General features: G+C 38.9%; 12 protein-coding genes. 3 read left to right on the forward strand and 9 right to left on the reverse strand.

Going from position 1 to position 13149, the window contains the following annotated elements; all coding sequences use genetic code 11:
• The 7 genes from HRT50_RS08945 to HRT50_RS08975 form a co-directional block, all read right to left on the reverse strand.
• A partial coding sequence (locus HRT50_RS08945) for a GGDEF domain-containing protein (protein WP_291613579.1) occupies positions 1-1074 on the reverse strand: 1074 nt, incomplete at its 3' end.
• The gene (locus HRT50_RS08950; protein ID WP_291613580.1) at positions 1074-2669 is read right to left on the reverse strand and encodes a diguanylate cyclase; all 1596 of its coding nucleotides are present in this window, start codon (positions 2667-2669) and stop codon (positions 1074-1076) included. The genes HRT50_RS08950 and HRT50_RS08945, both read right to left, overlap by 1 nt.
• On the reverse strand, positions 2662-3096 hold the full coding sequence (locus HRT50_RS08955; protein ID WP_291613583.1) for a hypothetical protein: 435 nt from the start codon (positions 3094-3096) through the stop codon (positions 2662-2664). Before HRT50_RS08955 ends, HRT50_RS08950 begins: the two co-directional genes overlap by 8 nt.
• Positions 3096-4355, reverse strand: a complete 1260-nt coding sequence (locus HRT50_RS08960; RefSeq protein WP_291613589.1) for a hypothetical protein — start codon at positions 4353-4355, stop codon at positions 3096-3098. The genes HRT50_RS08955 and HRT50_RS08960 overlap by 1 nt, the downstream gene beginning before the upstream one ends.
• A gap of 226 nt (positions 4356-4581) precedes the next feature.
• Positions 4582-5862: a TRAP transporter large permease subunit gene (locus tag HRT50_RS08965; RefSeq protein WP_291613591.1), complete on the reverse strand. Its 1281-nt coding sequence runs from the start codon at positions 5860-5862 to the stop codon at positions 4582-4584.
• Complete coding sequence (locus tag HRT50_RS08970; protein WP_291613594.1) at positions 5862-6383, reverse strand: TRAP transporter small permease subunit; 522 nt, start codon at positions 6381-6383, stop codon at positions 5862-5864. The genes HRT50_RS08965 and HRT50_RS08970 overlap by 1 nt, the downstream gene beginning before the upstream one ends.
• A 150-nt stretch (positions 6384-6533) precedes the next feature.
• The gene (locus HRT50_RS08975; RefSeq protein WP_291613596.1) at positions 6534-7622 is read right to left on the reverse strand and encodes a TRAP transporter substrate-binding protein; all 1089 of its coding nucleotides are present in this window, start codon (positions 7620-7622) and stop codon (positions 6534-6536) included.
• A 284-nt stretch (positions 7623-7906) separates the two neighbouring features.
• Here HRT50_RS08975 and HRT50_RS08980 point away from each other — a divergent pair, with 284 nt between their 5' ends.
• Together HRT50_RS08980 and HRT50_RS08985 are read left to right on the forward strand one after the other, a co-directional pair.
• Complete coding sequence (locus HRT50_RS08980; RefSeq protein ID WP_291613598.1) at positions 7907-9043, forward strand: FIST signal transduction protein; 1137 nt, start codon at positions 7907-7909, stop codon at positions 9041-9043.
• Positions 9044-9057: 14 nt separating this feature from the next.
• Positions 9058-10869, forward strand: coding sequence for a bifunctional diguanylate cyclase/phosphodiesterase (locus HRT50_RS08985; protein ID WP_291613600.1), 1812 nt, complete (start codon positions 9058-9060; stop codon positions 10867-10869).
• A gap of 12 nt (positions 10870-10881) precedes the next feature.
• On the opposite strand, the gene ubiA is transcribed toward HRT50_RS08985, so the two are convergent.
• Together ubiA and HRT50_RS08995 are read right to left on the reverse strand one after the other, a co-directional pair.
• Entirely contained in the window at positions 10882-11745 is an 864-nt protein-coding gene (ubiA, locus tag HRT50_RS08990; RefSeq protein ID WP_291613601.1) for a 4-hydroxybenzoate octaprenyltransferase, read from the reverse strand.
• A gap of 56 nt (positions 11746-11801) precedes the next feature.
• Entirely contained in the window at positions 11802-12422 is a 621-nt protein-coding gene (locus HRT50_RS08995) for a chorismate lyase (RefSeq protein ID WP_291613603.1), read from the reverse strand.
• Positions 12423-12607: 185 nt separating this feature from the next.
• Here HRT50_RS08995 and HRT50_RS09000 point away from each other — a divergent pair, with 185 nt between their 5' ends.
• Positions 12608-12997 (forward strand): flagellar basal body-associated protein FliL, encoded by a 390-nt coding sequence (locus HRT50_RS09000; RefSeq protein ID WP_291613605.1) that lies wholly within the window; start codon positions 12608-12610, stop codon positions 12995-12997.
• The last annotated feature ends 152 nt before the right edge of the window (positions 12998-13149 follow it).

The raw sequence follows: 13149 nt of genomic DNA on the forward strand, positions 1-13149 counted from the left end.
TTCGCCTTTCGCATGCATTGCTAAGTGAGAGTTATGCCGCAGCTCTACCATTGTACTACCATCAAAAGGCGCGAGCGCAATACCAATACTAGGTTGTAGCGCAACGTCAAAGTCCGTTACATGATAGGTTTGTGAACAAACATGCCGCATTTTTTCCGCAAAGGTTCTGATACCACGATAATCAATGGAGTGTATTAAAATAACAAATTCATTTTGTTGGAACCGATAAACAACCGTTTTGTCATTGGTAAAAGACAGCAAATTTGTTGCCAATAATTTAAGTGCTTCATCACAAATACTATGGCTATAGTTCATCCTTATTGAGTGTAAATTCCCCAGATTCAAGGTGATAAAAGCTAAGATATGGCCTGACGCTTTTTGTTGCTTCAGCTGTTCTGCAAGGTCAATATTGCAAGCGTTTTCATTGGGTAGTTGGGTAAGTAGATCAAAGCGACTACTCCTTCTTAATTGACCAATGTCCGACTCTAGGGCAGCATTTTTTTGCAAGATGTATTTGAATCGTTTTTTTATATCGGCAAAGATAAAAAACACCCCGACAGAAAAAAAGGTCAACATAACAATATAACTAAAGACTCGCCCCCACATGGGTAATGTGGCAAAGAATTCAGCCCCCGCCAAAAAGCCTTGGTTATGGGCAAAAGCGAAGAAGCATAAAGCACTAACCAGATAGACAAACAAAGAAATAAAAATTAACTTGCCTGATAACACTATGGCCAGCATCAATAGGCAGGGAAAAGCAAATACAATGGTGTCAAAGATGCCATTGCCTAACCAACAAGCGTAAGTAATAAAGACTGCGATAGACCATAACACCATGCCAGCTATAACACTGCAGGTATCGGGAGAAGCCCAAAAGTAAAACACCACTAAAAGGATAATCGATGAAAATGTCGCCAAAGCTAACATTGATGGGCCAGTAAAAATCAGTTCATTAAGCAGTAGCAGAATAAGAATAGTCAGCAATATTTTCAGCGTTAATCTAAGCCGATGAACTTCTGCTTGTGGTGAAAATAGCGTAATTGACGAACGCCTTGCCTCATAATTTACTGTCATTACACTGCTTTCCCAGCATTATCCGGCTTAGCAAGGTCACTACTAAAGGCTAAATAAAGTGCTTTATTGGTCGATTTATCTTTTTTCACCTGGTACATGGCTTTATCTGCGGCTCTAATGAGCTCTAATAACTGCAATTGCTCATCTGGATAAAAGCTAACCCCCATACTAGCAGTAACAAAAACAGTCTTATTATGCTGGGATAAATGCAGGGGCTTACTTAATTGCGCAGCCAATTTTTCACAGACATTAGTCACTTCTTTTTTAGTGGCATTAGGCAAGACTATGACAAACTCATCGCCGCCCCAGCGTGCTAAAACATCGGCTTTTCTTAGGCTTTTCATTAATTGACTGGCAACATGAATCAATACCTCATCACCGGCATCATGACCAAAAACATCGTTTATCGGCTTAAAATCATTCAAATCCATCATTATCAGCGCAAATGCAACCCCGGTGACAGTAAGTTGTTTTAAATGCTGCTCTGCGGCTTGACGATTAAGTAAATTAGTTAAACTGTCATAATTGGCTTTTTGATCAAGTAATGATATTTGTTGTTTACGTTTGGAAATATCGTGTAGGGTGATTTGATAGTTTTCTTGAAAGTCATCGGTTATGAGTTGAGTGACCACCACTTGCACCCACATTTTTTCCTCTTGATGGGATATTAATTCTAACTCTGCCACTGCGGACTCATCATTAGCAAAAGAAGTTTGGATCTGTTCATGCAATTCTTTTTTTAAAATAAAGAGCTCTTGTAAATAGTTACCATAATTCTTTTTCAATGGCAGTTTCAACTTTTCAATGAGTTGCTCAAACGTCTTATTATAAAGCAGAATATCGCCCTGAGGCTCCACTAAGACAATAGCTGAAGTGGCATTTTCAAATAGCATTCTAAATCTTGATTCTAATACCTGAACTTCACTTCTTAGGCTTTTTTCCCTGAGCATTTGTTGCTCGGCTTTAGTTAACAAATCATTAACATCATCAGCTAACTGACCTATTTCACTATTTTCATGTGATGAAGGTTTGTCTATTCGCTCTAGCGTTCCTGGGCGGATTGCATGTAATGCTTTACCTATACTCAAAATAGGACGAGTAATAACATAATAAGTAACAAAAATAGAAATAGCGGTAATGATCAACGCTTCAATTGCGACCACAGCAGTATTAGTCGCACTTATATTACTGGCTTTATCAGCAAGGTGCTTATCATTTGGCTTAACCAGCAGCACGCCAACACTCCTTTCTTTTTGAAAAGGTGAAAACAAGACAAATTCAAGCATAGCTGCCGATTCTTGATAGTTAGCACTTTTCACCATAAGCATATCCGTTTTCATGGCCGCAGCAGTGATAAGGTCATTACTAATCAAACCATTAATAACTTCTTGGGCCAGCTCTTCATCGCCTAAATAACTGGCGATCGAGGCTGTCGGAGAAACCGTATTAAATAATTGCTTAATACTCTGTTCGCCCAGTAGTTGCTCATTCAAAAAAGTAAAACGATAGAAAATCTGGGTAGTAATAAGCCCAACAATTACTGCTGTAAAGGCAATAACAACTGCCAATCGAATAACTAAGCCAGATTTATTCATTTAATATATAAACCACCTTTAAGTCAGTGGTGATAAGTGACTGCGGTACATAACCAATCGCTTGCTTGTTGGCTATGATAAAGGCAATTAAGTCATTTTCATTGGGCTGAAATACCGCGGCGCGCTTTCTTCCAGTAAAGCGTAATCGAGACCAATAGGCGTTAACACGAGATAAAGGCATGCCAACAAGATTTTGATAAAAATCAACTTTGATCTTATGCTCACCCTTAAGCTCAACCGGAATGGCCTTACTATCATCAGGAAAGGCTACATACTTACCCATAAATAGGTCAATCAGTTCGGAGCGGGATAATTTACTCACCGGGTTTGCCTTGTTCACCACAACTGCAAGCGGTTCTTGTGCCAAAACTGAAGCACTCAAAAGTGTCAGTATTAACATGGCTAGAGCGTGCGGAAATTTACTCATCAGTACACCATAGTCAAGGTGAGTAAAAAGGTATTAACATTTTCCGCAACATCATGCTGATCAGGCTTATTTAACCATAAAGTACTACCACCCTCTTTTAAACTTGTGTAGTTCCATTGTAATGATGAAGCCATATAACTGGTTATATCCCAACGCCAGCCTAAAGAAATAGTTTCTTGATTTGTTGCATAAAAGTTTAATAATTCACCTGTCGCGTGAATAACGTCTTCTAGTGCCTGGTGATTGACTCCTGGCTCGTCAAAAATATAATTATCCGAGTCAGTAACAGCATAAATGCCATAAAATTGGTGAGCATTATTGAGCTGATATGACAAAGCAGCATAGCCACTGGTTATTTTAGGAATAACCGTACTAGCTGATTTTATTTGCGCCATTTCGGCTGAAGCCAGCCAGTTACCCCACAAATATTGGCCGCTTAATGAGGAATAGTCGACTTCTCGCCCTTTTAGTAACAATGACAAAGAAAAATATTGTGAGTTAGGCCATAAAAAATCGGGAACTTCATTGATATTAGCCGCTAAAGAAGCATTAGTTAGTGGTTCACTGGCAATTGTGACTTGGCTATATTTAACGTGCACTACCCAGTTAAAGTGATCGAAGGACAGCGCGATACCAAGAATATCTTCAATTTTAATATTTACCACAATGGTGTTAGCCGCAATATCTGCGTCACTTTCGCCGGTAAATAATTTGGTTTTAAATATCCCGCCTAAGGCTCTTCGGCTATAAGTAACATCAAGTCCATCAATACTACGGTAAGGAACAATGCCATAAATCTCATTGGGTGCTGTCGCCCAAATATAAGAAAAATCGACATCTCGATATTCGGTCAATAAAAAAATATCTGGCGCTGTTCGGCCGAGCCTGAGGATCCAATTGGTATTCACTTCATAACGTAGAAAAGCAAGGGTGGTATATCTATCGAGTGATGGCTCGGGTAAGTCTCTTAATACCCCTTGAAAAACTGCATCAAAGTTTGCCGAGATAGACCAGTCAACTTGCAAGCCAAGTAATGTATGCTGCTTAAAATCAATGTCACCAGAATAAACAGCATCATTAGAGCCAACACTTTTTCGGTAGCCATGATGATCAGAATCCGAATAAACAGCACCGAGTGTGGCGAAAGCACTGAATTGTAATTGCTCACTTCCTGTTGCACGGTTGCTCTCATCTGCTGCCACATGGGCGGCAAAGACTAAGAAGACAAAAAATAAACAGTTTTTGTATTGTGCGAACATACAAACAGCCAACAGGTAAGGACTAATATAAAATATATATCAACATTACCGATTATTCAATGTGGTGCACACCGGCATAAAACATAAAACACAATAAAAACAGTAACTAATAGTTTAAATAGATTATTAAAACCAGTTGTTTATCGACTAATCTTCAACATACAAAAGAACCCAAGTTAATTAAATTAACTTGGGTTCGGTAACCTTACGATGCCACTTTACTGGGCTAGGAAATTATCAAATACTCAGGAAATAATATTACCAGCAGTAGTACCATGATTTGCATCAGAATAAAGGGGATAACACCTTTATAAATAGTAGTTGTTTTCATCCATTTAGGGGCCACACCTTTTAAGTAAAATAGACTAAAACCAAAGGGCGGTGTTAAAAATGAGGTCTGTAAGTTCATTGAAATTAATATGGCAAACCACACTAAATTAACGTCTAAAGCAATCGCCACGGGTAATAAGATAGGCACCACTAAAAACGCAATTTCAATAAAGTCGATAAAAAATCCTAAAATGAGAATTGCTAACATGGCTAAAATAATAAAAGTCCATTTACCGCCAGGTAGCTCCATAAAGAAGTCTTCTATCAAATATTCACTACCCGAGTAACTAAATACCATAGAAAAGGCCGTCGCACCAATAAGTACTGCAAAAACCATGGAAGTCACTTTCACCGTCTCTTTAGAAACTTCATGCATTTTACTAAAAGAAAAACTGCCATAGAAAATAGATAAGATAACCGCACCAACAGCGCCGATAGAAGCCGATTCAGTAGGTGTGGCAATACCCGCAAATATAGAACCGAGTACCGCAAGTATGAGTACTAACGGCGGAACTATATCTTTTAGCGCTTGTACTAATAACTCTCGCTTGCTTTCGGTAACCACCAGAGGTGGCATTAATTCGGGTTTAAACTTGCCTAAAATTAAAATATAAGCTGTATAAAAAATCACTAACAACATACCGGGGATCACTGCCGCGCGGAATAAGTCACCCACAGGTACACCCATAACATCACCCAAAATAATTAAGATGATAGAAGGCGGAATAATTTGCCCTAAGGTGCCCGAAGCACAAATAACCCCAGCAGCAGTTGGCTGGTGATAGTTATTTTTCAACATAACTGGCAGTGAAATAACGCCCATAGCAACGACACTAGCGCCAACCACTCCTGTTGATGCAGCCAATAAGGCGCCTACAATGATAGTTGAAACTGCCACGCCACCAGAAATTCCGCCAAATAGTTTAGCGGAAGATTCTAACAAGCGTTCGGCCAAGCCGGTTTTTTGTAAAACTATGCCCATAAAAATAAACATAGGCACAGCCATTAAAATGGTGTTTTCCATAATGCTCATTATGCGATAAGGCATAAAAGCGAATAGATCGGCTCCCAAGACAAGAGTGCCAACAATTAATGAAACGCCTGCAAAGGTAAAAGCAACCGAATAACCTAAAAACAAACAAACTAGGGCAATAGCGAACAGTATAATACCTGTCATTATTGTGCCCCTTTTTCAGGCTGAGTTGACGTGATGAGAGTTTTCACTTGCGTAAGCATCACATGAAAAATAGCAAGAATTAAAAAGAGAGAAGAAAGTGGAATAACACTGCGCACTATCCAACGATGCGGTAAGCCGCCAGGGTCGGCACTGCCCTCGCCCATTTGATAGGCATCAAAAGTGTAGTCCCAGCTGTAATAGAAAATAACTAAAGTGATGGGTAACGCTAAAACTAACGAACCAAAGATATTCACCAAGGCTTGTTTTTTAGCTGATAATGTATCGTAAAAAACATCAACTCGCACATGAGCGTCTTCCTTGAGGGTATAAGCAATGCCAAACATAAACATGGCGGCAAATAAATGCCATTCAAGCTCTTGCATACCAATACTGACATCATTAAAAAAGTAACGCATGATAACGTCATAAAAAACATTGATGATCATTAATACCATCAGCAAACTGCAAAAATTACCTAAGGCATCGATAATTTTACCCGTTATTTTTAACACTGAATCCATGTAGTTTCTCTGTTAGTAGCACTTTTTAGTAACACTTTTTAGTAACGATATTAGTAAATAAAATGAACAGGTAATCTATTAATAATAAAAATCAGTGAGCCGAGCCCACTGATTTTTTTATAAAAAACTACTTTACCCTAACAGCAAATGCTACTTGCTATCAAAATTATCTAGGTAGGCTCGGTCAGACAAGTTAGTCCAAGCACGTACCTGATGTTTATAATCATTTAATGATTTTAAAATCTCAGCTGTCATTGGATCTTTTGCTGCAAATTCTGCTAATAACTCGTCATTGGTTTTCTTAATAGCATTCATCACGCTATTAGGAAAAGAACGCATTTTTACGTTCGGATAATCTTGTTTCAGCGTAGCTAAGTTAACACCACTAGCATGCATAGATTGCGCGTACATATCATAAGCTGCTGCTTTCATCGCCACAGTTAGAATTTTTTGTAGGTCTTTTGGTAGCGAGTTATAAGCTTTTTCATTGACCATAAACTGTAACTCTGTACCAGGCTCATGCCAACCAGTGTAATAGTATGGTGCTATTTTATGAAAACCCATGCGTAAATCTAAAGAAGGACCAACCCACTCTAAGGCATCAATAGTATTACGTTCTAACGCTGTATATAACTCACCTGATGGGATATTAGTTGGCTTAGCGCCTAATTTTGCTAATACTTCTCCAGCAAAACCAGGGATACGCATTTTCAGACCTTTAAGGTCTGCAACACTGTTAATTTCTTTTTTAAACCAGCCACCCATTTGGTTACCAGTATTACCACCAGGAAATGACAAAATACCATATTGGTCATAAACCTTTTTCATTAACTCCATGCCACCGCCATAGTAGAACCATGCATGCTGTTCAGAAGCAATCATGCCAAAGGGTACGGTAGTAAAAAACATGGTATTAAAGTTTTTACCTTTCCAGTAATACGAAGCAGAATGACCCATTTGATATTGACCACTCTTAACAAAGTCAAAAATACCTAATGCTGATTTATGTTTATTTGAAGAATCAATACGAATGGTTAACCGGCCATTGGACATTTCTTTTACCATTTTAGCCATATTTTTTGTGGTATCGCCAAAAATAGGAAAATTAGGACCCCAAGTTTCAGCTAAGCGCCAACGATATTTTTTGTCATCATCGGCATGAGCTGACACAGACAGCCCCAATGAGGATAAACCTAGCGATACCACGAGTGCCGCTTTTACGAAAATTGATTTTTTCATCTGTTCCTTCCTTTTAACTTATTGTCATTAATTATTTTTATATAAGAACTTATTATTGTAGCAATGCAATTGAGCCTACTAGTTGTACTGTGCTTTGATTAAACAACGCAACTAGACATAAGTAGTAGTTATATTATCCGTTGACCAGACTAACGAATATAAACCAATACACAAGTGCTTGGACGGCAATACAATAATTAACACTAGTTTTCTGCTAATAACTTAGGCATTATGCTAGGAGCACTGCGGTAATAATAATAAAAAAAATCAAGAGATACAATAAGATGAATACTGGATTATTCACTTGGCATACTCATAGCGATACCTTATGCGACTTTAAGCACGGCTTAACTATTGCCCAAAATAGCGGGGCAAAAAGTTTATTAGTGTTAACCTGCAGCCAAAATCATTACCCCGAAGATAAGCTCTCTTCACTATTCAGCGCCTGCCCACTGACAATCTTCGGTGGTATCTATCCCATGCTTACCTTACAAAATACTTTATTAAAGCAAGGCGCTTTGATTATTGGTTTTAACGAAACCTTTGATGTCACGGTATTTTCACAATTGCATCAGGTTGGTACTGAAGACAAGTTAGAAGATGTCATTACCACCACGCTCGATCAAAAAAACAATTATTGTGGTCATGATAACTTTTTGATGTTTTATGACTCTTTACTCAACAACATCGAAAACTTTATCGATTGTCTATTTGAATGTTTAGATCACGGTATCAATATCGCTGGCGGTGGTGCCGGTAGTTTAGACTTCATCCAACGTCCTTGTATTTTTACTAATCAAGGGCTGCACAGTAATGCGGCTTTGCTCGTCACCTTACCTAGCAAACTAAGTACCGGTGTTGGCCATGGCTGGAGAATTTTCCAAGGCCCTTTTTTAGTATCGGATGCACACGGACAAACCGTGCAAAGCTTAAATTATCAACCGGCACTGGAAGTTTATTGCCAAGCGATTGAAAGTGCTAGTGAACATAGATTTAATAGCGATAATTTTTTTGATATCGCCAAGAACTTCCCCCTCGGTATTGAGGATATTAATGACAACTTGATCGTACGAGAACCTATTTCCGCCGATAATAACCACTTGCAATGGCTTGGCAATATACCAATTAACTCTATGGTTTATTTACTGGAAAGTGATACTGAGACGTTAATATCCTCGGCCGAACAAGCCGCTATCACTGCATTTTCCACCGCATCAGAGATTACATCAACGTCGATGATCTTTGATTGCATTAGCAGGGTGTTATATATGGAAGATAAATTTGAGCAAGAACTTGATGTCATCGCCAAGCATTGCCCGACACCAATATTATTTGGTGTACTTTCATTAGGAGAAATAGCCAATAGTGCCAGTGGCGCTATTTGCCTTCTCAATAAATCAACCGTAATCAGCTCTTGGTAGCAACTAGGTGAACAATGAATAAAGCACTGTTTATTATTTCACTACAACATGAGCTTGCCATGGCTATTGGCAATAAGCTTGATTTAAAAGCCATGTTGAAAGTTTTTTTAAAGGTATGTTTTAGCCGCCTCAACTTAACCAGTGCCCATATTTATATGCATTGCGATCATAGTGGCATGCCTAGTAAATTAGCCGCACTGGAAAGCAAAAACTATCAGCATTTATTAAGTATTCCTAAAAATAAGCGTGGCCAACCTTGGCAACAAAACTCAGTATTAACCAACTTTGCCGAGCAACTTAATCATGCTCAGCAAAATATTTCCTTTCGATGTAAAAATGATCATTTTCTGTTTGGCTTTATCATCTCTGATCATGGCTTACTTATTTTCGAAACCCATTATGCCTTAGCGGATGAAGTGCAAAAGGCGTTGTTGCCTATTTTGAATAAACTAGCGACTAGCTGCTATACCTCACTAGTGCACGACTCTCTTGTTAAAGAAGTCCATTCAAGACAGCTCATCGAAGAAAAAGTAGCCTATCAAGCACAGCACGATGGTTTAACTGGTTTATTCAATCGACAACATATTAATCATCTTCTGACCAATGCCATCGAAGATGCCCATCGCAATAAGCACATTGGCACCATCATCTTTATTGACCTTAACCGTTTTAAGCCAATAAATGATGCCATGGGTCATACCGTTGGCGATAAAATATTACTCACCCTAGCAAACCGTCTGCATTCTTTAAGCAGTGAGCATATTGATGTAGGTCGCTTTGGCGGTGATGAGTTTATCATGCTGGTAAAGAACCTTAACTTCGGCTATCAAGATGCCATCAGCCAATTAATTACCCAGATTAATGAGTTACTGGCAATACCTTTTGTTATCGATGCTAACTCATACAAACTCAGTTGCAGTATTGGTTATGCGCTTTTCCCATTACAAAGCAGCACAGTGAATAATCTCATTAAGTTTGCCGATATTGCCATGTACGAAGCTAAGCGCGCTAAAAGCAAACAAGGAAAACAATACCAGCCAGCAATGTCTGAAAAAATAAAACGCCGTCTAGCGTATGTCGATGATATGAAGCGAGGGTTAGAGCACGGAGACTTTAAACTATATTACCAAGCACAATATAATCATTATGGTGACATTATTGGTGCTGAGGCACTATTAAGATGGCAACATCCTGTGCATGGTATGGAGTCGCCTGGTGTTTATATCCCCATTGCCGAAGAAAGTGATTTAATTCTCGCCATTGGCCAATGGGTATTAGAGCAAGCCTGTCGTGACATCAACAAACTTGAGCAATTAGCTCTACCAGAGTCCTTTAAGAAAATAGCCATAAACGTTAGCGCTAAACAGTTAAATCAACATGACTTTCAAGAACGGGTGCTGCATGCTATTAAGCAAAACAACATTCCCGCTGAACGTTTAGCGTTAGAGTTAACAGAAAACCTTCTGGTAGAAAACATTGAAGATTCCATTAAGTTAATCGCCTCGCTCAAAGCCAATGCTATCGATTGTAGTATTGATGATTTTGGTACCGGTTACTCCTCACTTACCTACTTAAAGCGTATTCCAGCCAGTGTCTTGAAAATAGACCGTTCTTTTGTCGCCAATATTGAGCAATGCAACGAGAGCGCCGCCATTGCCAGTATGATTATTAGCTTGGGAAAAACCCTGAAGATGAATATTCTTGCTGAGGGTGTTGAAACAGCTGAAGAACTCAACTGTTTAAAAGTCTTGGGTTGCTATCAATACCAAGGTTATTACTTTAGTGAGCCTTTACCCTTTGATGAGTTTATTCAACTACTGAATTAATTCAGCAGACGACTATAAATACTCTATAGATATACCAACAAAGACAATCAAACCAACCCAATGATTATGCAAAAAAGCTTGGAAACAAGCGTCACGATCTCTATTTACAATCAATAACTGTTGATAGCTAAATAAGCCCGCAGCCACAATAAGACACAGCTGATACGGCCAACCAAAGGCTAAGATATCACCTACTGTCCACAATAAAGCCAAGGTCATTAATTGCAAAAAACCGATAATGCGCTTATCGTTTTCGGCAAACAAAATAGCCGTAGATTTCACCCCTATTTGCACATCATCTTCTCTATCAACCATGGCGTACATGGTATCGTAAGCAACGGTCCAACATAGGTTAGCAGCAAACAGTAACCAAGCCACTAAGGGTATCTGACCTTGTACTTCTGAAAAAGCCATGATCATGCCCCAACTAAAAGCGGCACCTAAGAACACTTGTGGCAACTGGGTATAACGCTTCATAAAGGGATAAAGCGCCGCTAAAAACACCGCGACCACAGAGAGATAAATAGTAGGCCAACTTAGGGTCAGCACTAAGCCAAGCGCCATACCAATTAACACACCAAATAAATTAATAGCCTCGGTTGCACTCATCATGCCATTCACAAGGGGTCTATTTTTAGTTCGGGCAACCTTGCCATCTATTTTTCTATCGGCGTAGTCATTTATCACACAACCCGCGCTGCGCATGATAAAGACACCTAAACTAAAAACCAACAATATGTGCATGTTAGGCCAACCATCGCTAGCAATCCATAATGCCCAATACGTTGGCCATAATAATAGGTAGGTACCAATAGGTTTGTCCATACGGGTAATTAACTTAATCGCTAACCATTTTTGTTGCAGTTTTTTTAGCATGTATCGGTTTCTTTTTAGTATTTTGTTATCTGGCTATCTGGTTAATAGGTGTTTTATTAGTTTGAGACGCTAACATTTGTTGAGCCTTGATAAGCAAAGGCATCAGGTAAAAACACCTCGGCAACCATCAAAGGTTTATTGTCCAACATAAAGATAGAACGACGCCCCCAAAGTTCTTTTTTGGGTTTCTCAGTTAATTTAGTAGCTAAAATAGCGACACCAGTTTCAGCTGAAAAAGAGGAGAATTCTAACCGTAAACGTTGCAGTGAAGGATTATTAAACAGCACTTGCCCTAAGGGTTGCTCACCTAAATTGCCAAGTACCCGCTCTTTACCGGTCAAGCTAGCTAAAGGCAGTAAACTGCGAGCAAAAACCTGCGGTACACCATCGCAATATAAAATAACTTCCCGCACTAAAATAGGTTCACCTACTTTAATAAGATTGCAAGCTTCTGCTGCTGAGCATCGTTGTTGCTGCTCACCAACAACCTTAACTTTAAAGTTTTCACAGCGGCTTTTTAACCGGGCGGTAAGTGAGCCTTCATCAAGCAACCAATCTTTAAGTGGCACCGGCAACTCAGCAAATCGCTCATCGCTAGGTGATTGCCATTGACCCGCTAAGGTTATCGGGAAAGTTACTGGAAGTGTTACCGGAAAGTTCACTGTTTTCTGCTTCATGAATCTACTTTATAAAATGATCAATCGTTAAAATCGTCGCTATAGTAGCAGACCTAAACAGTAAACTCATTTATCTCAATCAAGGGAGTAGTAGAATTAAAATTTAATAAAAAATAATCAGGTAAAAAACTAAAATCAGGTTATGATAAGGCTAAGTTCAATCATCCCTAATCGACTGTTATTTTATGTTTAAAGCCTTAATTCTCTTTTCTATTTTATTCACTTTTACCATTGGTGCCTCTAGGGCCAATGCTAGCAATTATGCTTACTATGGTTTTGAGCCTGACATTGTCACCAATTATATCGCGGTGAAAAAGAAAATGGGTTATGTACGCTTAACGGTAGAGCTAATGGTTGCCGGTGATGACTTTAGCATAGTGGAACATCATGCACCTTTATTACGCGATGCCATAATCAACATCATTGGCCAACAATCTGAAGCGAAAGTTAAGTCGATGAAAGGCCGCGCAGAAATTCAATTACAGTGTGAAGAGCAAGTAAAAGAGTTACTTATTAAAGAAACAGGCCAACCACTGATTAAAAAATTACTCTTCACTCAATGGCTAGATAATTAAATATCACAGCTAAACTAGTTTTTATATAAAAACACTTAGGTAAACTCATCACCTAAGTGTTCATTTCAATAACCCTTAAATACCAATTCCATTAAATTATTGCTCACTTGTGCTGGTTAAAATACTCCAAGGCGGCGTAGCTCTCAATCCCA

It is taken from the genome of Colwellia sp. (assembly GCF_013215345.1).
Classification (GTDB): Bacteria; Pseudomonadota; Gammaproteobacteria; order Enterobacterales; family Alteromonadaceae; genus Colwellia.

What these genes read in the sequence shown, in the direction of transcription:
- HRT50_RS08950 (WP_291613580.1), bottom strand. Translation starts at nt 2,669, where the DNA reads ATGAATAAATCTGGCTTAGTTATTCGATTGGCAGTTGTTATTGCCTTT.
- HRT50_RS08955 (WP_291613583.1), bottom strand. Translation starts at nt 3,096, where the DNA reads ATGAGTAAATTTCCGCACGCTCTAGCCATGTTAATACTGACACTTTTG.
- HRT50_RS08960 (WP_291613589.1), bottom strand. Translation starts at nt 4,355, where the DNA reads ATGTTCGCACAATACAAAAACTGTTTATTTTTTGTCTTCTTAGTCTTT.
- HRT50_RS08965 (WP_291613591.1), bottom strand. Translation starts at nt 5,862, where the DNA reads ATGACAGGTATTATACTGTTCGCTATTGCCCTAGTTTGTTTGTTTTTA.
- HRT50_RS08970 (WP_291613594.1), bottom strand. Translation starts at nt 6,383, where the DNA reads ATGGATTCAGTGTTAAAAATAACGGGTAAAATTATCGATGCCTTAGGT.
- HRT50_RS08975 (WP_291613596.1), bottom strand. Translation starts at nt 7,622, where the DNA reads ATGAAAAAATCAATTTTCGTAAAAGCGGCACTCGTGGTATCGCTAGGT.
- HRT50_RS08980 (WP_291613598.1), top strand. Translation starts at nt 7,907, where the DNA reads ATGAATACTGGATTATTCACTTGGCATACTCATAGCGATACCTTATGC.
- HRT50_RS08985 (WP_291613600.1), top strand. Translation starts at nt 9,058, where the DNA reads ATGAATAAAGCACTGTTTATTATTTCACTACAACATGAGCTTGCCATG.
- ubiA (WP_291613601.1), bottom strand. Translation starts at nt 11,745, where the DNA reads ATGCTAAAAAAACTGCAACAAAAATGGTTAGCGATTAAGTTAATTACC.
- HRT50_RS08995 (WP_291613603.1), bottom strand. Translation starts at nt 12,422, where the DNA reads ATGAAGCAGAAAACAGTGAACTTTCCGGTAACACTTCCAGTAACTTTC.
- HRT50_RS09000 (WP_291613605.1), top strand. Translation starts at nt 12,608, where the DNA reads ATGTTTAAAGCCTTAATTCTCTTTTCTATTTTATTCACTTTTACCATT.